General features: G+C 63.2%; 23 protein-coding genes and 2 pseudogenes. 16 read left to right on the top strand and 9 right to left on the bottom strand.

Features of this window, described 5'->3' with window-relative positions; all coding sequences use genetic code 11:
- The first annotated feature begins 21 nt into the window (after positions 1-21).
- Positions 22-441, top strand: a complete 420-nt coding sequence (locus tag EGY12_RS13855) for an NUDIX hydrolase (RefSeq protein ID WP_123894204.1) — start codon at positions 22-24, stop codon at positions 439-441.
- On the opposite strand, the gene EGY12_RS13860 is transcribed toward EGY12_RS13855, so the two are convergent.
- The gene (locus EGY12_RS13860; RefSeq protein WP_123894206.1) at positions 429-1868 is read right to left on the bottom strand and encodes a PLP-dependent aminotransferase family protein; all 1440 of its coding nucleotides are present in this window, start codon (positions 1866-1868) and stop codon (positions 429-431) included. The two genes, EGY12_RS13855 and EGY12_RS13860, sit on opposite strands and share 13 nt — an antisense overlap.
- Before the next feature lie 180 nt (positions 1869-2048).
- Here EGY12_RS13860 and EGY12_RS13865 point away from each other — a divergent pair, with 180 nt between their 5' ends.
- The 3 genes from EGY12_RS13865 to EGY12_RS13875 all read left to right on the top strand — a co-directional run bounded on the left by EGY12_RS13865 (position 2049) and on the right by EGY12_RS13875 (position 4224).
- On the top strand, positions 2049-2231 hold the full coding sequence (locus EGY12_RS13865; protein ID WP_123894208.1) for a DUF1127 domain-containing protein: 183 nt from the start codon (positions 2049-2051) through the stop codon (positions 2229-2231).
- A gap of 11 nt (positions 2232-2242) precedes the next feature.
- A complete protein-coding gene (locus EGY12_RS13870) occupies positions 2243-2866 on the top strand; it encodes a glutathione S-transferase family protein (protein ID WP_123894210.1) in 624 nt (207 codons plus the stop codon).
- 227 nt (positions 2867-3093) lie between these two features.
- A complete protein-coding gene (locus EGY12_RS13875; RefSeq protein WP_123894212.1) occupies positions 3094-4224 on the top strand; it encodes a Gfo/Idh/MocA family protein in 1131 nt (376 codons plus the stop codon).
- A 102-nt stretch (positions 4225-4326) separates the two neighbouring features.
- Here EGY12_RS13875 and EGY12_RS13880 read toward each other — a convergent pair whose 3' ends face one another.
- From EGY12_RS13880 to EGY12_RS13890, 3 genes are read right to left on the bottom strand one after another with little or no spacing between them, the layout of a single operon-like run.
- Positions 4327-6195, bottom strand: coding sequence for an amidohydrolase (locus tag EGY12_RS13880; protein WP_123894214.1), 1869 nt, complete (start codon positions 6193-6195; stop codon positions 4327-4329).
- Positions 6196-6216: 21 nt separating this feature from the next.
- The gene (locus tag EGY12_RS13885; RefSeq protein WP_123894216.1) at positions 6217-6762 is read right to left on the bottom strand and encodes an antibiotic biosynthesis monooxygenase; all 546 of its coding nucleotides are present in this window, start codon (positions 6760-6762) and stop codon (positions 6217-6219) included.
- A gap of 48 nt (positions 6763-6810) precedes the next feature.
- Positions 6811-7455 (bottom strand): hydrolase, encoded by a 645-nt coding sequence (locus tag EGY12_RS13890; protein WP_004939390.1) that lies wholly within the window; start codon positions 7453-7455, stop codon positions 6811-6813.
- Positions 7456-7595: 140 nt separating this feature from the next.
- Between EGY12_RS13890 and EGY12_RS13895 the strand changes: the two genes are divergently transcribed.
- From EGY12_RS13895 to EGY12_RS13930, 8 genes are all read left to right on the top strand, one after another.
- Positions 7596-8507, top strand: coding sequence for a LysR substrate-binding domain-containing protein (locus EGY12_RS13895; RefSeq protein WP_123894218.1), 912 nt, complete (start codon positions 7596-7598; stop codon positions 8505-8507).
- Positions 8508-8549: 42 nt separating this feature from the next.
- Positions 8550-8918, top strand: a complete 369-nt coding sequence (locus EGY12_RS13900; RefSeq protein WP_123894220.1) for a cell envelope integrity TolA C-terminal domain-containing protein — start codon at positions 8550-8552, stop codon at positions 8916-8918.
- Between the two features lie 379 nt (positions 8919-9297).
- Positions 9298-10329 (top strand): fatty acid desaturase, encoded by a 1032-nt coding sequence (locus tag EGY12_RS13905; RefSeq protein ID WP_123894222.1) that lies wholly within the window; start codon positions 9298-9300, stop codon positions 10327-10329.
- A gap of 40 nt (positions 10330-10369) precedes the next feature.
- Positions 10370-11299, top strand: a complete 930-nt coding sequence (locus tag EGY12_RS13910; RefSeq protein ID WP_123894224.1) for an ABC transporter substrate-binding protein — start codon at positions 10370-10372, stop codon at positions 11297-11299.
- A gap of 67 nt (positions 11300-11366) precedes the next feature.
- Positions 11367-12521 carry an ABC transporter permease gene (locus tag EGY12_RS13915; RefSeq protein ID WP_305792272.1) on the top strand — a complete coding sequence of 385 codons (1155 nt, stop codon included), beginning with the start codon at positions 11367-11369 and terminating at the stop codon, positions 12519-12521.
- A complete protein-coding gene (locus EGY12_RS13920) occupies positions 12518-13453 on the top strand; it encodes an ABC transporter ATP-binding protein (protein ID WP_123894228.1) in 936 nt (311 codons plus the stop codon). The genes EGY12_RS13915 and EGY12_RS13920 overlap by 4 nt, the downstream gene beginning before the upstream one ends.
- Positions 13450-14223, top strand: a complete 774-nt coding sequence (locus EGY12_RS13925; protein ID WP_123894229.1) for an ABC transporter permease — start codon at positions 13450-13452, stop codon at positions 14221-14223. Before EGY12_RS13920 ends, EGY12_RS13925 begins: the two co-directional genes overlap by 4 nt.
- 28 nt (positions 14224-14251) lie before the next feature.
- Positions 14252-15013: a phosphate/phosphite/phosphonate ABC transporter substrate-binding protein gene (locus tag EGY12_RS13930; RefSeq protein WP_123895599.1), complete on the top strand. Its 762-nt coding sequence runs from the start codon at positions 14252-14254 to the stop codon at positions 15011-15013.
- A 6-nt stretch (positions 15014-15019) separates the two neighbouring features.
- Here the strand turns inward: EGY12_RS13930 and EGY12_RS23560 are convergent.
- Positions 15020-15103 (bottom strand): annotated as a pseudogene (locus EGY12_RS23560) (dehydrogenase); the annotation flags it as partial.
- 1 nt (position 15104) lies between these two features.
- Here EGY12_RS23560 and EGY12_RS13940 point away from each other — a divergent pair.
- A pseudogene (locus tag EGY12_RS13940) lies at positions 15105-15353 on the top strand (LysR substrate-binding domain-containing protein); the annotation flags it as partial.
- Here the strand turns inward: EGY12_RS13940 and EGY12_RS23370 are convergent.
- The 4 genes from EGY12_RS23370 to EGY12_RS13955 all read right to left on the bottom strand — a co-directional run bounded on the left by EGY12_RS23370 (position 15341) and on the right by EGY12_RS13955 (position 17981).
- The gene (locus EGY12_RS23370) at positions 15341-15517 is read right to left on the bottom strand and encodes a hypothetical protein (protein ID WP_016928550.1); all 177 of its coding nucleotides are present in this window, start codon (positions 15515-15517) and stop codon (positions 15341-15343) included. The pseudogene EGY12_RS13940 and the gene EGY12_RS23370 overlap by 13 nt on opposite strands.
- Before the next feature lie 103 nt (positions 15518-15620).
- Entirely contained in the window at positions 15621-16544 is a 924-nt protein-coding gene (gene yedA, locus EGY12_RS13945; protein ID WP_123894231.1) for a drug/metabolite exporter YedA, read from the bottom strand.
- A gap of 111 nt (positions 16545-16655) precedes the next feature.
- Positions 16656-17150, bottom strand: a complete 495-nt coding sequence (locus tag EGY12_RS13950) for a DUF2878 domain-containing protein (protein WP_123894233.1) — start codon at positions 17148-17150, stop codon at positions 16656-16658.
- A 177-nt stretch (positions 17151-17327) separates the two neighbouring features.
- Positions 17328-17981 carry a metalloregulator ArsR/SmtB family transcription factor gene (locus EGY12_RS13955; RefSeq protein WP_123894235.1) on the bottom strand — a complete coding sequence of 218 codons (654 nt, stop codon included), beginning with the start codon at positions 17979-17981 and terminating at the stop codon, positions 17328-17330.
- Positions 17982-18084: 103 nt separating this feature from the next.
- Between EGY12_RS13955 and EGY12_RS13960 the strand changes: the two genes are divergently transcribed.
- The 3 genes from EGY12_RS13960 to EGY12_RS13970 all read left to right on the top strand — a co-directional run bounded on the left by EGY12_RS13960 (position 18085) and on the right by EGY12_RS13970 (position 20789).
- Positions 18085-19539: an MFS transporter gene (locus tag EGY12_RS13960; protein ID WP_123894237.1), complete on the top strand. Its 1455-nt coding sequence runs from the start codon at positions 18085-18087 to the stop codon at positions 19537-19539.
- A 159-nt stretch (positions 19540-19698) separates the two neighbouring features.
- The gene (locus EGY12_RS13965) at positions 19699-20268 is read left to right on the top strand and encodes a helix-turn-helix domain-containing protein (RefSeq protein WP_123894239.1); all 570 of its coding nucleotides are present in this window, start codon (positions 19699-19701) and stop codon (positions 20266-20268) included.
- 2 nt (positions 20269-20270) lie between these two features.
- Complete coding sequence (locus EGY12_RS13970) at positions 20271-20789, top strand: GNAT family N-acetyltransferase (RefSeq protein WP_123894241.1); 519 nt, start codon at positions 20271-20273, stop codon at positions 20787-20789.
- Positions 20790-20791: the final 2 nt, after the last annotated feature.

The raw sequence follows: 20791 nt of genomic DNA on the forward strand, positions 1-20791 counted from the left end.
ACACGGGGCGGAGAAAACACGATGGATCAGACATTTGGCGGGGCCAAGATCGCGCTGCTGTGCGACGATCGCTTGTTGGTTTACCAACGGGACGACAAGCCGGGTATTCCATGGCCCGGCCTGTGGGATCTGCCCGGCGGCGGGCGGGAAAACGGCGAAACGCCGCTGCAGTGCGTGCAGCGGGAAACGCAGGAGGAATTCGGCGTGGCGATCGCCGAATGCCAGGTGACCTGGCGGCGACGCTATGACGGCATTCTGCCTGGCTACCCGCCGACCTGGTTTATGGTCGGCGAGATCACCCCGGCGCAGATCGCCGCCATTCGCTTCGGCGATGAAGGCCAGCGCTGGCAAATGATGCCGGTGGCGCAGTTTATTCATCATCCGCAGGGCATCGAACATCTGCGCCGCCGGGTGGCCGAGTTTTTGCTTCAGTCCGTCTGAGGTTGCAGCGCGTTGCTCGGCATCAGCTGCTGGATGGTGGCGCCGACCCGCTGCACCGCTTGTTCGATCTCCGTCGTCAGCTTCGGCGCATAGTTGATGCGCAGGCAGTTACGGTATTTGCCGGCGGCAGAAAAAATGCTGCCGACGGCGATCTGCACGCCCTGCGGCTCGAGATGGCGGTTCAGCCGCAGGGTGTCGAACGCCTCATCCAGTTCGATCCACAGCATAAAGCCGCCGCGCGGCCGGCTGACGCGGGTGCCGGCCGGGAAGTGCTTCAGGATAAGCTCGGTCATGCGGTCGCGGTTCTGCTGGTAGCGGGCGCGCATGCGCCGCAGGTGCTGCAGATAGTGCCCGCTGCGGATAAATTCTGCGATCGCCAGCTGCGGCTGGGTAGCGGTGGCACCGGAGCCGATGAACTTCATGTGCAGCACCCGCTCCAGGTAGCGGCCGGGCGCGATCCAGCCCACCCGCAGCCCCGGCGCCAGCGTTTTGGAAAACGAGCTGCACAGCAGCACGCGGCCGTCTTCGTCGAACGACTTGATGGTGCGTGGCCGCGGGTAGTGATAGGCGATGTCGCCGTAGACGTCGTCTTCGATGATTGCCGCATCGTGGCGCTGCGCCAGCGTCAGCAGCCGCTGTTTGTGGGCGTCGGGCATGATGTAGCCCAGCGGATTATTGCAGTTGGGCGTCAGCAGGATGGCCTTGACCGGCCACTGTTCCAGCGCCATCTCCAGCGCCGCCAGGCTGACGCCGGTGAGCGGATCGGTGGGGATTTCCAGCGCCTTGATACCCAGGCCCTTCAGCGTCTGCATGGTGCCGTGGAAGCAGGGCGAGTCGACTGCCACGATGTCGCCGGGTTGGCAAACGGCGCGCAGCCCGGCGGAGATCGCTTCCTGGCAGCCGGTGGTGATTAGCAACTGTTCGGGGCCGATTTGGCAACCGGAATCCAGCAGCAGGCGGGCAACCTGCTCGCGCAGCGCGGCCACGCCCTGAATGCTGTCGTAATACAGGCTGCGCAGGTCGCCGTGGCGGGCGGCATTGCGCAGAGCGACGATCAGCGGCTTCATCGTCGGCTCGGCGATATCCGGCATGCCGCGCCCCAGCTGGATCAGGCCCTCGCGCGGCCGGCTGCGCACCAGCTCCAGCACCTGCTCCCATTGCGAAATGTCCACCGGCCGCTGCACCGGCGCCGTCATGGCGGGCAGTTCGGCCTGCGCGCGCTGCGTATGCACGAAGTAGCCCGACTTTGGCCGCGCTTCCACCAGGCGCTGTTCCTCCAGCAGCCGGTAGGCTTGCTGCACCGTGCTGATGCTGACGCCGTGCTCCTGGCTCAGCGCGCGCACCGAAGGCAGGCGATGGCCGGCCGGATACAGCCCTTGCTGAATGCGTTGGCTGAGAATGGCGGCCAGCGTTGCGTAGCGTGTCATACAGAGGCCTCTCATCGGGATAAAGGATTCAAAAACCGGTACAGATGCGTTCAAAGTAAACCATTCAACGGGTTTTTTGACGTAGCTGTATGAAAAAAATAGCGCCAGCGTGAATCTGTATTGTTTTTCTCTCGGCGAGCATGATGACTGCAACGTGAAAACATCAGGGAGAATAACAAGATGGCTCTGTTTGCTGGTACGCCGCTGCGGCATTCGGTAGGTTGGTCACGCTGGCGTCTTTATCTGCTGCGCCACAGAACGAGAAGGGAGTTGTTGCTGTTGAACGACAAACAACTGGCGGATATCGGCCTGACGCGGGCGGATGCCTGGCGGGAAGGGTATAAACCGTTCTGGAGAGAATAAAAGGAAAGCGAATGCTGAAACTATTGGGCAAGGCTTCATCGATCAACGTGCGCAAGGTGTTGTGGACCTGCCAGGAGCTGGGGCTGCCGTTGGCGCGAGAGGACTGGGGCAGCGGCTTTCGCTCCACGCAGGAGCCGGCGTTTCTGGCGCTTAACCCGAACGGCCTGGTGCCGGTGCTAATCGACGGCGAGCGAGTGCTGTGGGAGTCGAACACCATTTGCCGTTACCTGGTCGGGCGAGAAGGGCGCCGCGATCTGCTGCCGCAGGAACCCGGCGCGCGCGCGGCGGTGGAGATGTGGATGGATTGGCAGGCCACCGATCTGAACGGCGCCTGGCGCTATGTGTTCATGTCGCGGGTGCGCGGGCATGCAGATTTTCAGGATGCCGCCCGCCTGGCTGCCGCCGAGTGCGAGTGGAATCGGCTGATGGGGTTGCTGGACAGGCATTTGGCGCAGCATGGCCCTTATGCCGCCGGCTCCGCCTTCACGCTGGCGGACGTGGTGCTGGGGCTGTCGCTGAATCGCTGGCTGATGACGCCATTCGAACGGCCGGATTATGCGGCGTTGGCGGCCTATCAGCAGCGCCTGCTGCAACGCCCCGGCTACGTGCAGCACGGCGCCAACGGCTTAGCTTGATATGAAATAAACGGTTCATTTTATCTCGTCCGGATACGGTAAACCGTGTCCGGCTTTCTTCGTTGCATCATCCCATCAACGTTTCATGAACGACATCACGAATATGAACTTTATTTTCCCGTGTGCTTGTTATTGAAATTTATATTCCATATAAACCCGTTATCAGACGGCGCGTTTCATTGAACGGCGCCTGATTCTACGCAGGATTTCGATCACGGGAGAAAATGATGAAACAGGTACGCGTTGGGTTAATCGGCACCGGTTATATCGGGCGTTGTCACGCTATCGCCTATGCGCAGGCCCCCACGGTCTTTCCTCTGAAAGGGGAGCTGGTGCTGGAGATGTTGGCGGAAGTGACGCCCGAGCTGGCAGCGCAGCGCGCCGGCGAGTTCGGCTTTGCGCGTTCGACCGGCGATTGGCGGCAACTGGTGGCCGATCCGGCGATCGACGTGGTGGACATCTGCGCCCCCAACTTCTTGCACAAAGAGATGGCGCTTGAGGCGATCCGCCACGGCAAGCACGTGTATTCGGAAAAGCCACTGGCGCTGGACGCCGCCGACGCGGCGGAGATGGTGCAGGCCGCCCGCGCCAAGGGCGTGAAAACGCTGGTCGGTTTCAACTACATGAAGAACCCGACCAGCCAGCTGGCGCGCGAGATCATCGCCAACGGCGAAATCGGCGAAGTGGTGCATTTTTACGGCACCCACAATGAAGATTATCTGGCCGACCCACGCACGCCGCTCGATTGGCACTGCCGCCGCGCCAGTGCCGGGCTGGGCGCGCTGGGGGATCTGGCGGCGCACATCGTCAATATGGCGCACTACCTGGTGGGCGATATCGTGGCGGTCTCCGGCGATATGCAGACCGTTATCAAGCAGCGCCCGGATCCGCAAGACCCGGCGCGCCTGCTGCCGGTGGAAAACGAAGATCAGGCCAGCGCGCTGTTGCGTTTCGCCGGCGGAGCGATGGGCACCCTGGAAACGTCACGCATCGCCTGCGGGCGCAAGATGGGGCTCACCTATGTGGTCACCGGCACCAAGGGCACGCTGAGCTATACCCAGGAACGGATGGCGGAGTTAAAGCTGTATCGGCACGATGAACCGGCGGAGCGGCAGGGGTTCAAGACGCTGCTGGTGGGGCCGAAGCACCCGGACTACGCGGCGTTCTGCATCAGCGCCGGGCACGGCATCGGCTTTAACGATCAGAAGACGGTGGAGATCCGCGATCTGGTCAATGGCATCGCCGCGGGCGATCGCATGTGGCCGGACTTTGAAGAAGGCTGGAAGGTGTCTTGCGTGCTGGATGCGATAGCCGCCTCCGCCGAGCAGCGGCGCTGGCTGGATATTAACCGCGATTGAAAATGAAATGGCGCTCTCCTGCGGACAGCGCCATTAATTTATTATCTTGCTAGCCTGGTAGCTTATTAAGTTAGTTTCCTAATGAGTTGCTGGGCTGGCAGCTTAGAACGAGAAGCACGAACAGCCGAACGCGCCCCAGAAGGCATTCTCGTCCGACACCGGGATGCTGGAGCGGCGCGCAATGTCATGCTGATGCGCGTGTACACCGCACGGGCCACAGCATTGGTGCGCCTGGCTCAGCACGCCGACTTTGGCCGCCGCCGGCGGCGCGGAGCGGTAGTGGCCCGGCACCTGGGTGACCGGCGACCACTCCGGCAGCACCGGCAGCGGCGGTGGCGCCAGCGGCGAGAAGCTGCCGGCAGCGTAAACCACCTTGCCGTCCACCACCGTCATCACCGACTCGATGCCTTTGATCTGCTCTTCCGGCACGCTGAAATAGTCCTGCGACAACACCGCCACATCCGCCAGCTGGCCGACCTTGATCTGGCCTTTCTTGCCCTGTTCGGTGGAGAACCAGGCGCTGCCTTGCGTCCACAGCATCAGCGCCGTTTCGCGATCCAGCCGGGCGCTGTCATCGTACATCGCCATACCGCCGACGGTGCGGCCGGAGACCAGCCAGTACAGCGCCGTCCAAGGATTGTAGCTGGCGACGCGGGTGGCGTCGGTGCCCAGCCCGACCGGCAGCTCGGCCGCCAGCATTTTCGCCACCGGTGGCGTATGCTTGGTGGCTTCGATGCCGTAGCGGTCGGCAAAATATTCGCCCTGGAACGCCATGCGGTGCTGCACCGCAATGCCGCCGCCCAGGGCCTTAACCCGCTCGATATTGCGTTCGGTAATGGTTTCGGCGTGGTCGAACAGCCAGTGCAGCCCGTTGAACGGAATGTCGCGGTTCACCTTCTCGAACACGTCCAGCATGCGGCTGATGGATTCGTCATAGGTGGCGTGCAGGCGAAACGGCCAGCGATGTTCGACCAGATGGCGCACTACCCGTTCCAGCTCGTCTTCGGTGCCCGGCGGCAGATCCGGGCGCGGCTGCAGGAAGTCTTCGAAGTCGGCGGCGGAGAATACCAACATCTCGCCGGCGCCGTTGTGGCGATAGAAGTCAGTGCCCTGGCCCGGCTTGAGCATGTCGGTCCACAGCTCGAAGTCTTCCAGCTCCTGCTTTGGTCGCTGGGTGAACAGGTTATAGGCGATGCGGATGGTCAGCTGCTTTTTCTCGTGCAGCTCGGCGATCACCTGATAATCCTCCGGGTAGTTCTGGAAGCCGCCGCCGGCGTCGATGGCACTGGTGAGGCCCAGGCGGTTCAGCTCGCGCATAAACTGGCGGGTGGAGTTGACCTGCTGTTCCAGCGGCAGCTTCGGCCCTTTCGCCAGCGTAGCGTACAGGATCATGGCGTTGGGTTTGGCGATCAGCATGCCGGTCGGATTGCCGTTGGCGTCGCGCTGGATCTCCCCGCCCGGCGGGTTAGGCGTGTCTTTGGTGTAGCCGACCACCTTCAGCGCCGCGCGGTTGAGCAGCGCGCGATCGTAGAGGTGCAGAATGAACACCGGCGTGTCCGGCGCCGCCTGGTTGATCTCGTCCAGCGTCGGCATGCGGCGCTCGGCGAACTGGAATTCGGTCCAGCCGCCGACCACCCGCACCCACTGCGGGGTCGGCGTGCGCAGCGCCTGTTCTTTCAACATGCGCAGCGCGTCGGCCAGCGAAGGCACACCTTCCCAGCGCAACTCCAGGTTATAGTTCAGGCCGCCGCGGATCAGGTGCAGGTGCGAGTCGTTGAGGCCCGGAATCGCGGTGTGGCCGTGCAGATCGATCACCTGGGTTTCCGGCCCGGCGTGCTGCATGACTTCGCCTTCGCTGCCGACCGCCAGAAACTTGCCGTCGCGGATGGCGACAGCCTGTGCGGTAGGATTTTGGCGATCGACGGTGTGAAACTTGCCGTTGGTGATGATCAATGAAGCGTGGTGGTTCATAACATTCTCCCGGCGAACCGCCTAGCGGCGGGTCAGCCATTGATGAAAAACGCGAGTCACGATGGGCATCCACAGGTACACCACCAAGGCGACCACGGTGGCGTCATTGAGAAAATGGCCGAGCAGCGTGCCGTCCAGCTGCGGCACCACCAACCCCCAAAACCAGGGCACCAGATTGGTGGAGGGGAAGATCACCAGCAGGGTGATGATGAACTGCTTCCACTGGGGAGGTTGGCTGACGCTGGGGCTGGGTGGGGTAAACCAGAACTCCGCGCCGGGGCGGATCTCGATATGGTCGTTATCCAGCAACAGCGGGGTGACTTCTTCGATGTATTGCTTGCGCAGCGGCGAGTGGATCCAGCGGTACAGGTTGTCGAGGTTGTCGAAGCGGACCAACACCGTATAGGCCTGTTCGTCGCCGGAAGGGCGAATCACGTTGACGCCCAAATGGCCGGTGAAGCCTGCGGCATCGGGCATGATGCGGTTCAGCCAGGCCTCATAGGCCTGTTCGTTCCCCGGCGCCAAACGGTGGGTGATCACCAGCGTGACATGCTGCGGATGGGCCATAATACCGACTCCTGAAAATACCCCGGCGCAGGGCCGGGGCAAAGGGGATTATTTCACCGTGCGCGCCGGTGCGTGGTGCACCATGGTGTAAGCGTAGTCGACGCCCATGCCGTACGCGCCGCTGTGTTCGCGCACCAGCGCCATCACCGCGTCGTAGGTATCTTTGCGCGCCCAGTCGCGCTGGTACTCCAGCAGCACCTGCTGCCAGGTCACCGGCACGGCGCCGGCCTGCACCATGCGGTCGATCGAACGCTCATGCGCATCGACGGAGGTGCCGCCGGAGGTGTCGGTGACCACATACACTTCATAACCGGCTTCCAGCGCCATCAGCGCCGGGAAGGTCAGACACACTTCGGTCCACAGTGCGGAGATCACCAGCTTTTTGCGGCCGGTGGCTTCCACGGCTTTAACGAAGGCCGCGTCTTCCCAGGAGTTCATCGAGGTGCGTTCAATCGGGGTGATTTCAGGGTGTACCGCCAGCAGTTCCGGCCAGATATAGCCGCTGAAGCTTTCGGTTTCGACCGAGGTGAAAAGGGTTGGCACGTTGAAAATCTTGCCCGCCTTCGCCAAGCCAACAACGTTGTTTTTCAGTTGCTGACGATCAATATTAGCCACGCCGAAGGCCATTTGCGGTTGATGGTCGATAAAAATCAGTGCGGAGTTGTCTTTATCAAGTAGTTGAAACTTTGACATAATTTACCTTCCCAGTGATATTTCGGTTGAACATCTGATGAGTGTAACGCCGATAAAACCCATGGTAGGCAGAGGGCGATTTCAAAGATACCGCAGAATTTTTGCCGACTTGTTGAGTTTTTTTATACACGGGAGAAAGCATGAGATTAAACCTGGAAGCGCTGCTGATTTTGGACGCGCTGGACCGGCACGGATCTTTCGCCGCCGCGGCCGCCGCACTGTTTAAAACCCCTTCGGCGCTCAGCTATATGGTGCAAAAGCTGGAGAACGATCTCGACATCACCCTGCTGGACCGCTCCGGCCACCGGGCGAAATTCACCGATACCGGCAAGCTGATGCTGGAAAAAGGCCGGGTGCTGCTGCGGGCGGCACAGGATCTGGAACAGCAGGCGCGTTACGTGGAGAACGGCTGGGAAAGCGAGATCACGCTCGGGATCGACGCCTCCTTCCCGTTTGCCCGCCTGTTGCCGCTGATCGACGAGTTTTATCGGCAGCATCACCATACCCGGCTGCGTTTCAGCCACGAGGTGCTGGCCGGTTCCTGGGAATCGCTGGTTTACGGTTGTGCCGACATTATCATCGGCGCCATCTGCGAGCCGCCGTCCCGGGTGGGCTATGCGTTCAGCCGGCTGGGGCAGCTGGATTACGTGTTCGCCGTCGCGCCGCAGCATCCGTTGGCGGCGCTGCCGGAACCGTTGCCGAAGGACGAAATCCGTCAGCACCGGGCGGTGGTGGTGCGCGACACCTCGCGGGTCAACGCGCCGCAGAGCCTGAATCTGCTGGAAGAGCAGGATACGCTGACGGTCTTCGGCTTCGACGCCAAGCTGCAGGCGCAATTGGTCGGGTTGGGCTGCGGCTATCTGCCGCGTTCTCTGGCGGAACCTTACCTGAACAGCGGTGAACTGGTGGCGAAACGCGTTGAATCTGAGCGCTGCAGCGACGTTGCCTATTTCGGCTGGCGGGAAAGCGCCAGCGGTCTGGCGGCCAAGTGGTGGCGCGAGCGGCTGCAGCGTTATGCGGACGACGGTGAGGCTTACCCGGCGGCGCAGTGAGGGCCGCACGATAAAGATAAATCCCCAATAAGGACATAGGGAATGAAAAAAACACTAAGCCTGTTGGCGTTGTTGCTGCTGAGCGGCTGCGGCGCCGGGCGTCAGGCCGGCATCCCGTTGCCGGAGCCGCAGGCCGAGTCGCAGGCCACGGTACCGCTCAGCTATCCGGTTCGGGTGCATAACGCGGTGAGCCGCGAGCTGCGTTTGCCTGAACACGCGCGCGGCCAACGCTGCACCATCAGCATTCGGCTGCGGCCGGATGGCAAGCTGGCGAGCAGCAAGGTAGTAAGAGGCGACGCGCCCCTGTGCGCAGCGGCGAGCGCGGCTGTGCAGCACGCGCAGTTTCCACCGATGGCCACCGCCACCGAGTACGCGCTGTTCAACGCCGTGGTGCTCGATTTCGTTCCTTGATGGGATATCACGGACGGGCCCCCGGCGCGGTTAATGCTTGTCAGTTAGCGTTTTTATGAAGTACTCGTGTTGTTTTCGGTCGATAAATGAGAGGTGCATCATGAGACTCCTGCACCTCGACCGAGCCAGGGGCCGTTCATGTTGGCCACAGAGAAATGCGGATATTTACGGCAATTCAGACTACACGAAACACAAAAAGATGGGATAAAAAATGCCAGTCAGGTTTAACTGACTGATATTACCGCCTCCGCGGCCCGTTTTTTCGCTTTTACGCGTACGCAACCCGCTGAATTTTCACTTAGCTTTGCCATTTTCGTTATTTTGAACGCCGCTACGGCTCACGGATACTGGGAGAAAATCTCTCACCGCGAGCCGCAGCATGTCCCACGCCCACTATTTGCATCCCGAACAGCGCGAACGAATCAGGCAGCTTTATCGGCGCCGGCATTGGCGGCTGGAATTGCCCACCTGGGGGATCATGGCGGCGGTGTACGGCGGCTGGTTCGCCGTGGCGCTGGGGTGGCAAACACTGGGCCCGTGGCTTGGCGCGCCGCTGTTGATTCTCCTGACCACCTGGTACATGTCGTTGCAACACGAGCTGATCCACGGCCATCCGACGCGCTGGCCGCGCGTCAATCAGCTGTTCGGCCTATTGCCGCTGGCGGTGTGGTATCCCTACGGGTTGTATCGCGATTCGCATCTGCGCCATCACCGCAACGACCACCTGACCGATCCGCACGAAGATCCCGAAAGTTATTACTTCAGCGCCGCGCAGTGGCGGCGCTATCCCCGCCTGCTGCCGCTGCTGGCCGCCGTGCGCAATATGCTGATCGGCCGGGTGCTCCTCGGCCCGGCGCTGGATATCGCCGCGACCCTGGCCGGGGCGGTGAAAGCGCTTGCCTCTGGGGAGTGGCGCACCTGGGGGATGTGGGGAGTGCACCTGTCGCTGCTGGCGATGTTGCTGAACTGGCTGCAGGCGCAGGGTATCGGCGCGGCGTTTTACCTGCTGGCCATCAGCTACCCGGCGCTGGCGCTGACCAAGGTAAGATCGTTTTTTGAGCATCGCGCCGTGGACGCACCGCAGGCACGTTCTATTATTAATGAGGCGGGCTGGCCGTGGCGGCTGCTGTTTCTCAATCTGAACTACCATTTAGTGCATCACGATCTGCCCGGCCTGCCCTGGTATGGTTTGCGCGAAGTCTATCTGGCGGAGCGCGAGGCGTATCAGCGGCGCAGCCAGGGGTTTGTCGCGCAAGGCTACGGCGAGTGGCTGCGCGATTACGCTCTGACGCCGCTCGACGTCGGTGTGCATCCGTTGCGCGCCGGTGAACCGCAGAGGGAAGGCGATGCCCTGCCAGCGGAAAAATTTATTGCGCGCTGGAAGCGCGTTTCTCAGGATTTTCCAACCTAACTGGCCCATGAGCCGGAAAACGTATAACCAGAGGAAAAGTATGGCAATCACCTTATCACGCGGACGTTCCTTTGCCGTTGCGCTGGCCTTGCTGGCCACCGGCGGTCTGGCGCAGGCGGCCGACTCGGTGCGCGTCGGCTCCAAAATCGATACCGAAGGTTCGCTGCTCGGCAACATCATCGTGCAGGTGCTGGAAGCCAACGGCATCAAGACCACCAACAAGCTGCAGCTCGGCACCACCAAGGTGCTGCGCGGCGCCATCACGTCCGGCGAGATCGACATCTACCCGGAATACACCGGCAACGGCGCGTTTTTCTTCTCCGATGAGAAAGATCCGGCGTGGAAGAACGCCCAGGCCGGCTTCGAGAAGGTGAAACAGCTCGACTACGACAAAAACAAAATCGTCTGGCTGGACGCGGCGCCGGCCAACAACACCTGGACCATCGCCATTCGTCAGGACGTGGCGGAGGCCAACCACCTGAAGACACTGTCGGATCTCGGCAAGTGGATCAACGGCGGCGGCAAATTCAAGCTGGCGGCCTCGGCGGAATTTATCGAGCGGCCGGATGCGCTGCCGGCGTTCCAGAACGCCTACGGTTTCAAACTGAATCAGGATCAGCTGCTGTCCCTGGCCGGCGGCGATACGGCGGTGACCATCAAGGCGGCGGCGGAACAGACCTCCGGCGTCAATGCGGCGATGGCCTACGGCACCGATGGTCCGGTGGCAGCACTGGGCCTGCAGACGCTGGCGGACCCGAAAGGCGTACAGCCGATCTACGCGCCGGCGCCGATCGTGCGCGAAGCGGCGCTGAAGGCGCACGCCAATCTGCCTGAGCTGCTGAAGCCGGTGTTCGCCTCGCTGGACGGGCCGACGCTGCAAAAACTCAACGCGCAGATCGCCGTGGAGGGCCAGGACGCCAAACAGGTGGCGGCCGCTTACCTGAAAGAGAAAGGGTTTGTTAAGGGATAATGCCGAGGTGCCCCCTCTGTCGTCGGGGGAGGGGGTAAACCGAGGGAGCCGGAGCGTTTCTTTGACTATCGCCGTAAAACATCGCGTCTTGTTGACGCTGTTCATGCTGTTGCTGCTGGCCGCTTTCGGCCTGCCATTCCTCAGTTATGCCCCCAATCGTCTGTTGTCGGGCAAAAGCCTCTCCTTGTTCTCCCTGCTGCACGGCCCGGCGCTGTGGCTGCTGTTGCCGCTGGCGGTGTTGGCGATCCTCAGCCTGTTGCCACCGACGCGGGGTCGGGCGCTGCTGGCGGCGCTGGCCGCCTGCGGGGTGCTGACGCTGGTCTTCTGGGTCAGCGGGCAGGCCGCCGAGCGCCTGGCGCAGGAGGGATCGCGCCTGGCGCGCACCTCCTGGGGCAGCGGATGTTGGCTGATGATGGCGCTGAGCCTGCTGATCGCCGCCGACGCCATGGCGCGCATCACCGCGACGCACCTGTGGCGCATGTTGGGCAACGCGCTGATGTTGGTGCCGCCGGCGCTGCTGCTATTCGGGCATCAGCTCGATCAGCTGTCGCTGCTGAAGGAGTACCACAATCGCCAGGAGGTGTTTGACGCCGCGCTGCTGCAGCACCTGACCATTTTATTGACGACGATGGCCCCGGCGCTGGCGATCGGTCTGCCGCTCGGGATGCTGTGTTTTCGCTCAGAGCGCTGGCAACGGCCGATTTTCTCCGTGCTGAACATTATCCAGACCGTGCCGTCCATCGCGCTGTTCGGCCTGCTGATCGCGCCGCTGGCGGGGCTGGCGACGGCGGTGCCATGGCTGGCGGAACATGGCGTCAGCGGCATCGGCATGGCGCCGGCGATCGTGGCGCTGGTGCTGTATGCGCTGTTGCCGCTGGTGCGCAGTGTGGTGGCCGGGCTGCAAAGCGTACCGGCCGGGGTGATCGAATCCGCCACCGGCATGGGGCTGACGCGCGGGCAGATCTTCCTGCGCGTGCAGCTGCCGTTGGCGCTGCCGCTGTTCCTGACCGGCGTGCGCATCCTGGCGGTGCAAACCGTCGGTATGGCGGTGGTGGCGGCGCTGATCGGTGCCGGCGGCTTTGGCGCCATCGTGTTTCAAGGGCTGCTCAGCAGCGCGCTGGATCTGGTTTTGCTGGGGGTGATCCCGGTAGTCATGATGGCGGTCATCGTCGATTCGCTGTTTAAATTTTGGGTTTCAATCCTGGACGTATCGCGCCGATGATTCACTTTGAGCAAGTCAGCAAAATTTTTCAGGGCAAGCCGGCGGTGGACGATCTCACGCTGCACATCGCCGAGGGCGAATTCACCGTGCTGATCGGCACCTCGGGTTCCGGCAAGTCCACGACATTAAAAATGATCAATCGCCTGATCGAACACGATCGGGGCAAGATTCTCTTTGCCGGCGAAGAGATCCAGTCATTCAACCCGCAGGATCTGCGGCGGCGCATGGGCTATGCGATCCAGTCGATCGGTCTGTTCCCGCACTGGACGGTGGAGGAGAACATCGCCACCGTGCCGCAGCTGCTGAAATGGCCGCGCGCGCGCATTCGCGATCGGGTGACCGAACTGCTGGAGCTGTTGCATCTGGAGCCGGATCTGTTTCGCCGCCGCTACCCGCATCAGCTGTCCGGCGGGCAGCAGCAGCGGGTGGGAGTGGCGCGCGCGCTGGCCGCCGATCCCGAGGTGTTGCTGATGGACGAACCGTTCGGTGCGTTGGATCCGGTCACCCGTGCGGCGTTGCAGGCGGAGATCGCGCGCATCCATCAGCTCTCCGGCCGCACCATCGTGTTGGTGACGCACGACATTGACGAAGCGCTGGGCTTGGCGGATCGCCTGGTGCTGCTCGATCAGGGGCGGGTGGTGCAACAGGGCACGCCGCTGGCGCTGCTGACCGCGCCGGCCAACGACTTCGTGCGGGATTTCTTCGGGCGTAGCGATCGCGGCATCAAGCTGCTGTCGCTGGGGACGGTGGCGGAGCGGGTGCGGCCCGGTGCCGCCGAGGGCGAGCCGATCGCTGCCGCCATGAGCCTGCGTGAGGCGCTGTCGGTGTTTGTGGCGCGCGGCAGCGACTGCCTGCCGGTGGTGGATGAACGGGGCGAAACGTTGGGGGTTTTGCACTTCAACGATCTGATCGCCGGGCAGGTGCTGTCATGAGCGGGCGCATCTGGCGCCTGCTGCGCGATCCGCTGCCCTGGACGCTGGCGCTGCTGTTGACGCTGGTGTTCGGCATGGATCATCTGCGCGGCCTGTTCGCCGCCTGGTTCCCCGATCTGGAGCGGCCCATTTATCAGCAGGACAGCTTTATCGCGCTGGTGGGGGCGCACCTGTCGCTGGTGGCGATCTCCAGCCTGATCGCGGTGGCTCTCGGCGTGGCGGCCGGCGTGGCCGTGACCCGGCGCAGCGGCCGGGAGTTTCGTTCTCTGGTGGAAACGGTGGTGGCGGTGGGGCAGACCTTTCCGCCGGTGGCGGTGCTGGCGGTGGCGGTGCCGGTGATGGGCTTCAGCGAACAGCCGGCGATCATTGCGCTGGTGCTGTACGGTCTGCTGCCGATCCTGCAGGGCACGCTGGCGGGCATCGAGTCGGTGCCGCCGGCCACGCGCGAGATTGCCCGCGGCGTGGGGATGAGTGCCTGGCAAATTCTGTGGCGGGTCGAATTGCCGCTGGCGGCGCCGGTGATTGTCGCCGGGATCCGCACGTCGGTGATCATCAACATCGGCACGGCGGCCATCGCTTCCACCGTCGGCACCAAGACACTCGGCTCGCCGATCATCATCGGCCTGAGCGGCTTTAACACCGCCTATGTGATCCAGGGCGCGGCGGTGGTGGCGTTGTTGGCTATTATCACCGATATGCTGTTCGAACGTTGGGTGCGTTATCTCACCGCCTGGCGTCAGCAGACGCTGGCGACTACTCCGGCGGGGTAAGGAGGAAATGATGCAGGTGTCTCTACCGATGTACGGCGTTGGCCGGGAGCAGGCCGAATCCTTCTGGCAGGTATTGCGCGACAAGCTGCTGCGGCTGGGGCTGCCGGCGGCGCCGGAGCGGCTCAGCTGGCCGGACGATCTGGCGCAGCACTGGCGGCGCGACGATCTGCTGCTCAGCCAAACCTGCGGTTATCCGTTGGTCAGCACCTTGCCGCAGGTGCAGCTGATCGGCACCTACCATTACCGGGTTGAAGGGTGCGACGGGCCGAATTACCGCAGCTGGCTGGTAGTACGCGCCGACGAGCCCGGCGAGCGGCTGGCAGATTTTCGCGGCCGGACGGTGGCCTATAACAGCACCGATTCCCAATCCGGCTACAACGGCCTGCGCGCGCTGATCGCGCCGCTGGCGCAGGACGGGAAATTCTTCGGTGCGGCGATTGCCTCCGGCGCGCATTATCAGTCGCTGAAGCTGATCCGCAGCGGGCAGGCGGATATCGCCGCCATCGATTCGATCAGCATGGAACTGCTGCGCCGTGCGCAGCCGCAGGCCTTGGAGGGGCTGAAAATCATCGGCCGCACGGCGGCGGTACCCGGCCTACCGCTGATCACTGCGGCGGGCACGCCGCCGGAACAGGTGGACATCCTGCGCGCCGGCGCCCGGGCGATGTTGGATGAGGCGGTCAGCGACCGCCTGCTGATCGGCGATTTCAGCCTGGTGCCGCGCTCGGCCTACCAGATTATCACCGTGTTGGAACAGCAGGCCGCCGCGCAGGGCGTGACGGCGCTCTAGCCGCCGTTACAACAGGCCGCCGCCGTCGATGTCGATCACGCTGCCGGTAATGAAACCGTTCTCCATCGCCAGCAGATAACCCGCCGCGATTACCGATGACGGTGAGGTAGCGCGGCGCTGGGCGCTGGCCGGTCACGGCGTGGTGCGCAAGTCGGCGATCGACGTGGTGGCCGACATTCGCGCCGGGCGGCTGGTGCTGCTGTTGCCGGAATGGCACAGCGACGCGGTGCCGATCAATCTGGTTTGCCCGCATCGTTCGCAGGTGTCGGAACGCGTCAGGCAGCTGCAGCGCTTTTTACAGCAGCGCTGCCAGCGTTGGATGGACGATCACTTGGCTTGAAGGGTTTCGGTTTGCGCCGGCGTGGCGGCGGCATCTCCGGCAGGCGCGCTTTCTTCGTGCGGGGTGGTAGAACGGGTATAGATGTTCAGCCCGGCGAGGAATACGCCGCCCAAAGAACCGAAGGCGCACAGGGCGATGACGATGACGAACGCTTTTTTCAGCATAGGGATAATTTCGCAGGTTGCTTGGAACAGCGGGAATTATAGCCCCTTCGCCGGGTGAAACAAGAATCGTTTTTAATGGCGGCCCACGGACCGCCCTTTGTGATCACTGCCGTTCGCTGTTGATGGCCTGCACGCTGGCCGGGCGGGCGAACAGGTATTTCCCCAGCGTCACCAGCACCACCGCCGCCACGATGATCGCCAGCGCCAGCCACTCGCGCGGCGCCAGCGATTCGCCGGCAAAACCGATGCCGAGCAGCACCGCCACCACCGGGTTGACGTAGGCGTAACTGGTGGCGACGGCCGGGCGCACGTTCTTCAACAAGAACATATAGGCGCTGATCGCCAGCATCGAGCCGAAGACGATCAGATACCCCAGCGCCAGAAAGCCGCTGGCGCTCGGCATCTGAGTCAGGTGCTCGCCGCTCAGCCGGCTGGCGACCAATAGCACCACGCCGGCGACCAGCATCTCCGCCGCGCCGGCCATCGGCCCGGCCGGCAGCGAGATGCGCGATCCCAATACGGAGCCGAAGGCCCAGCTGGCCGACGCCAGCAAAATCAGCAGTGCGCCGGTCGGGTTACCCACCAGATTGTTGCCGGTGTTAAGCAGCACGATGCCCACCAGCCCGAGTGCGATGCCCGCCCATTCCAGCCTGGTGTTGCGCATGCCCCACAGCAGGCTGAAGCAGAGGGTAAACAGCGGTACTGTCGCCACCATCACCGCGGCGATGCCGGACGGCACATGCTGGTGTTCTGCCACCGTCACCAGGCCGTTGCCCACCGCCAGCAGCAGAATGCCGATGGCGCCGGCGGCCAGCCACTGCTTCGGCGTCGGTAGCGCGTGGCCGCGCCAGGCCAGGAAACTGAACAGCACGATACCGGCGATCAGAAAGCGAATGCCGGCCATCATCAGCGGCGGCCATTGCGCGACGCCGAGGCGAATGACGAAATAGGTAGAACCCCAAACGATATATAACGTGAACAACGCCCCGATCAACGGCAGGACGCGACGGCTTTGTTGGCTAAGCATAGGGATTGTGTTTTTGCAGGGATGATTATTATTAGAACGCTCAGTAAACCCGATCGGGCAACGGATAAGCAATGGCTTTCGGCATTATTTTTCCCCTCTGCCGCAAGCCGTTCAACTGTCCCGTCGTTTCCACTGCAGCCAACTGACGGCCGGCAGGTAAATCGACCAGCCGATGGCCAGCAGCAGCAGCATGAACTCCGGCGGTACGCCGGGCAGCAAGGCATCCAGCTTCCAGGACACGACGTAGGCGAAGGGGCCGATGATAGCGCCCAGCACCGCCAGCGGCCAGGGCGCCGCTCTGACCACGTCCAGCAGCCAATACCACCAGCAACCGAAGCCGATCCACAGTGCGATGGTCCAGAGCGGCAGGCCGTGTTGCCCGCTGTAGTGCAGCACGCCGCTGTAGCTCCACAGCCCATCCATGCCGATACCGCCCAGGGCGGCCAGGGCCGCGCCTTTGCGGCGGGCGGCAGGGGTAAAGATCAGCGCCAGCGCCGCGCCGGCCAGCAGGATGCCGTTGAGCCGATCGCGAGTCAGCAGCGCCAGCAGCCAGCAGACGCTCAGTCCCAGCGTCGCCAGCCAGAATCCGGCATGCGGCTTCTTCATCGTTCAACTCCCGTGGGGTTACTCTGCCGCAGCGCGCGAAGCGCCGACGGATTTGTCAGAGCGGGCGCGCGGCCCGCTGTTTGTCAGAATGTTCGTTAATTCAACCTTAGAAGGGAAGGTGCGGGGTGCACAAGCAGAATAATCTGTACCGGTTGAAAACGCGGGCAAAAAACGGTGTTACAGGAGCGAAATCCGGTAGGCGCAGCGGCGCGAGCCGGCCAGGATATGTTCGGCGCGCTCCACCTGCGCCTGCAGCACTTCGGTGAAGATGCTCAGCTCCGCCCGGCAGAAGCCTTGGCAGACGGCGGCGGCGGCGCAGATCGGGCAGTGGTTTTCCACCAGCAGATAGGAGCCGTCCTCCTCCTGGCGCCATTCGGCCATATACCCTTCGCGGCAGCGGATCTCGGTCAGACGCGCCACGCGCTCCCGCAGATCAGCGGCGCCGATCATCGCCTGCTTGTAGTTGATGCGGTTTTCCTGCTCGCGAGTCTCGATCAGCACGTCTATCGCTTTCTCGCCCAGTTTGTCGCGCACGGTGCGCAGCAGCTGCACCGTCAGATCCGCATGGGTGTCGGGAAAGCGCGCGTTGCCGGCCGAGGTCAAATGCCATAGCTGCACCGGGCGGCCCACGCCGCGCGTTTCCGCCACCGCTTCGACCAACCCCTCTTTCGCCAGCTTGACGAACTGCTGACGGGCCGCCTCACCGGTGGTGCCGAGCACCTTTCCTGCGTCAGAAGCTTGCTGCGGGCCGCGGGTTTTCAATAGCGTCAGCAAGCGGTCACTGACCGACTGTGCGGTGCTGCCGCCATTTTCCAAGTTTATTCTTGACATATTTCTCCGCCTCGCCCTAACTTATTCCAAGATAACTCTTGTTAAATTTAACGCAATCTCATGACCAACTCAATGCCATTCCTCTGAAAACAGGACGACAACCGTGATAACCCATGACGATAGCCGCTGGAGCGACCTTTTCTCCGGCAAAAATGCGGCCAGTGCGATCGCGCTTTCGCTCGGCGTAGCGCTGCATGCCATCAATATTCTGGTCGCCACCACCATTCTGCCCTCGGTGGTGCAGGATATCGGCGGGCTGGGCCTCTACGCCTGGAACACCACGCTGTTCGTGGTGGCGTCGATCCTCGGTTCCGCGCTGTCGGCCCGGCTGCTCAGCGGCTACGGTGCGCGCAGCGCCTATCTGGTGGCTTCGCTGTTCTTCATCGCCGGGGCGGCGCTGTGCGCGCTGGCACCGAACATGCCGGTGATGCTGATCGGCCGCACGGTGCAGGGCTTCGGCGGCGGGCTGATCTTTGCGCTCTCCTACGCGATGATCAATCTGGTGTTCGAGCAGCGATTGTGGCCGCGCGCCATGGCGCTCATCTCGGCGATGTGGGGCATCGCCACCCTGGTGGGGCCGGCGGTGGGCGGCATTTTCGCCGAGCTGCACGCCTGGCGCTGGGCCTTCGGCATACTGCTGCCGATCATGGCTCTGTATGCTGCGTTTACCTTCCTGATACTGCCCAAGGGCAAAGCGCAGCAGGCGGCCGCGCCGTTGCCGACCGCGCAGCTGCTGTTGCTGACTGTGGCGGTGCTGGTGGTGTCCGCCGGCAGCCTGGCGCACAGCCCCTGGATCAATCTGGCGGGTATCGCGCTCTCGCTGCTGCTGATGGCGTGGCTGTTGAAGCGCGAAGCGCATTCGCGGGCTCGTCTGTTACCGCACGGTGCGCTGCGGCGAGGCTCATCGTTGGCGGCGCTCTACATCACCATCACTTTGTTGACGATCGGCATGACCAGCGAAATCTTCGTGCCTTATTTCCTGCAGCTGCTGCACGGCCAGTCGCCGCTGATCTCCGGCTATATCGCCGCCACCATGGCCGCCGGCTGGACGCTGTCTGAGATCCTCAGCTCCGGCTGGCGCGGGGCGGGCGTTCGCCGGGCGATCGTCAGCGGGCCGCTGTTCGTGCTGGTAGGGTTGCTGGCGCTGGCGATCCTGATGCCGGTGCCGTCCGGCGGCCACTGGCAGGCGCTGGCGCCGATCGTCATTGCGCTGGCGCTGGTGGGGTTCGGCATCGGCTTCGGTTGGCCGCACCTGCTGACGCGCATTTTGCAAGTGGCGCCCGAAGCGGACAAAGACATCGCCGGCGCTTCCATTACCACGGTGCAGCTGTTCGCCACCGCATTCGGCGCGGCGCTGGCCGGGATGATCGCCAATCTGGCGGGGCTGAATGAGCCGGGCGGCGCGGCGGGAGCGGCATCGGCGGCGCGTTGGCTGTTTCTGGCGTTCGCGCTGGCGCCGCTGCTGGCGGTATTCAGCGCCTGGCGCTGCGCGGCGATCGCGCCGCCGGGCGCCGAGACGGGCAATTTTGTACAAAACCCGCCCTCGCGTGAGAGTTAACTGGCTTCTCATCGAGTAGGCCGGTTTATCTGCGCTGTCGCTCTTTCCGCACACCATGCTGATATTCATCGTGCTGCGCGGCATTTTTTAAAATTCGCTTGCTATATCTCTAATTTGAGATTATTTCTCTTATATGGGATTTTTAGCGGAGTGTGAGCGATGGATAACGGTTTGGAGACGGCCGACCTGAGGTTGGCGCAGCGGTTGGCGGATTTGCGCCAGCAGCAGGGATGGTCGCTGGAGGAGCTGGCGCAGCGCACCGGCCTTAGCCGGGCGACGCTCTCGCGGGTGGAGCGTGCAGAAACCAGTCCGACGGCGTCGCTGCTGAACCGACTGTGCGCCGCCTACGGGTTGACCATGTCGCGCCTGTTGAGCGAAATCGAAGACGAACCGCCGGAGCTGTTGCGGCTACCGCAACAGCCGGTATGGGCCGATCGCGCCAGCGGTTTTCACCGTCGCTCCGTTTCCCCGCCTGCCGCGCTGTATAAGGCCGAATTTATCGAAGCCCGGCTCGATGCCGGCGCGCAGATCGATTACGACCTGCCGTCGATTCCGGCGCTGGAGCATCACCTCTGGCTGCTGTCCGGGCAGCTGGAGCTGACGCTGGAAGGGCGCGTTTTCCGGCTGTCGCCCGGCGATTGCCTGCGCTACCGCCTGTTTGGCGCTTCCCGTTTCCATGTCCCCGGCGATGAGCCGGCCCATTACACGCTCGTTATCTGCAGGCCATAGCCATGATTGAATTGCAACAGTGGGACGCCGACGCGGCGCAAAACGCCGTGGCCGACTTGGCCGAGATGCTGCACGCCAGCGTGGCGCACGGCGCCAGCATCGGTTTTGTCATGCCTTTTACGCTGGAGAAGGCGCGGGCGTTTTGGCAGGGGCTGCTGCCGGCTCTGGCGCGGGGAGAGCGCGCGATGCTGGTAGCGCTCGCGAACGGGCGGCCGGTCGGCACCGTGCAGCTGCTGCTGGCGATGCCGGACAACGGCTGCCACCGGGCGGAAGTGGTCAAGCTGATGGTGCACCCGCAGGCGCGGCGGCAGGGCGTCGCGCGGCTGTTGATGCAGGAAGTGCAGGCGTTGGCGGCACGCCATCACCGCAGCCTGTTGGTGCTGGATACCCTGAGCGGCAGCGCGGCGCAGGGGTTGTACCGCCAATTGGGGTTCGAAGCGGCAGGTGACATCCCGCAATACGCCCGCGCCAGCGACGGCGGGGCGCTGGAGGCCACCTGCTATATGTACAAACTGCTGTGAGG

The sequence above is a fragment of the Serratia sp. FDAARGOS_506 genome (assembly GCF_003812745.1).
GTDB lineage: Bacteria > Pseudomonadota > Gammaproteobacteria > Enterobacterales > Enterobacteriaceae > Serratia.

Bases quoted from the DNA above. Each gene is read 5' to 3' on its own strand.
- EGY12_RS13870 (WP_123894210.1), top strand. From the start codon at position 2,243: ATGCTGAAACTATTGGGCAAGGCTTCATCGATCAACGTGCGCAAGGTG.
- EGY12_RS13900 (WP_123894220.1), top strand. From the start codon at position 8,550: ATGAAAAAAACACTAAGCCTGTTGGCGTTGTTGCTGCTGAGCGGCTGC.
- EGY12_RS23370 (WP_016928550.1), bottom strand. From the start codon at position 15,517: ATGCTGAAAAAAGCGTTCGTCATCGTCATCGCCCTGTGCGCCTTCGGT.
- EGY12_RS13890 (WP_004939390.1), bottom strand. From the start codon at position 7,455: ATGTCAAAGTTTCAACTACTTGATAAAGACAACTCCGCACTGATTTTT.
- EGY12_RS13950 (WP_123894233.1), bottom strand. From the start codon at position 17,150: ATGAAGAAGCCGCATGCCGGATTCTGGCTGGCGACGCTGGGACTGAGC.
- yedA (WP_123894231.1), bottom strand. From the start codon at position 16,544: ATGCTTAGCCAACAAAGCCGTCGCGTCCTGCCGTTGATCGGGGCGTTG.
- EGY12_RS13885 (WP_123894216.1), bottom strand. From the start codon at position 6,762: ATGGCCCATCCGCAGCATGTCACGCTGGTGATCACCCACCGTTTGGCG.
- EGY12_RS13910 (WP_123894224.1), top strand. From the start codon at position 10,370: ATGGCAATCACCTTATCACGCGGACGTTCCTTTGCCGTTGCGCTGGCC.
- EGY12_RS13925 (WP_123894229.1), top strand. From the start codon at position 13,450: ATGAGCGGGCGCATCTGGCGCCTGCTGCGCGATCCGCTGCCCTGGACG.
- EGY12_RS13880 (WP_123894214.1), bottom strand. From the start codon at position 6,195: ATGAACCACCACGCTTCATTGATCATCACCAACGGCAAGTTTCACACC.
- EGY12_RS13930 (WP_123895599.1), top strand. From the start codon at position 14,252: ATGTACGGCGTTGGCCGGGAGCAGGCCGAATCCTTCTGGCAGGTATTG.
- EGY12_RS13875 (WP_123894212.1), top strand. From the start codon at position 3,094: ATGAAACAGGTACGCGTTGGGTTAATCGGCACCGGTTATATCGGGCGT.
- EGY12_RS13865 (WP_123894208.1), top strand. From the start codon at position 2,049: ATGGCTCTGTTTGCTGGTACGCCGCTGCGGCATTCGGTAGGTTGGTCA.
- EGY12_RS13920 (WP_123894228.1), top strand. From the start codon at position 12,518: ATGATTCACTTTGAGCAAGTCAGCAAAATTTTTCAGGGCAAGCCGGCG.
- EGY12_RS13955 (WP_123894235.1), bottom strand. From the start codon at position 17,981: ATGTCAAGAATAAACTTGGAAAATGGCGGCAGCACCGCACAGTCGGTC.
- EGY12_RS13860 (WP_123894206.1), bottom strand. From the start codon at position 1,868: ATGACACGCTACGCAACGCTGGCCGCCATTCTCAGCCAACGCATTCAG.
- EGY12_RS13905 (WP_123894222.1), top strand. From the start codon at position 9,298: ATGTCCCACGCCCACTATTTGCATCCCGAACAGCGCGAACGAATCAGG.
- EGY12_RS13970 (WP_123894241.1), top strand. From the start codon at position 20,271: ATGATTGAATTGCAACAGTGGGACGCCGACGCGGCGCAAAACGCCGTG.
- EGY12_RS13965 (WP_123894239.1), top strand. From the start codon at position 19,699: ATGGATAACGGTTTGGAGACGGCCGACCTGAGGTTGGCGCAGCGGTTG.
- EGY12_RS13855 (WP_123894204.1), top strand. From the start codon at position 22: ATGGATCAGACATTTGGCGGGGCCAAGATCGCGCTGCTGTGCGACGAT.
- EGY12_RS13895 (WP_123894218.1), top strand. From the start codon at position 7,596: ATGAGATTAAACCTGGAAGCGCTGCTGATTTTGGACGCGCTGGACCGG.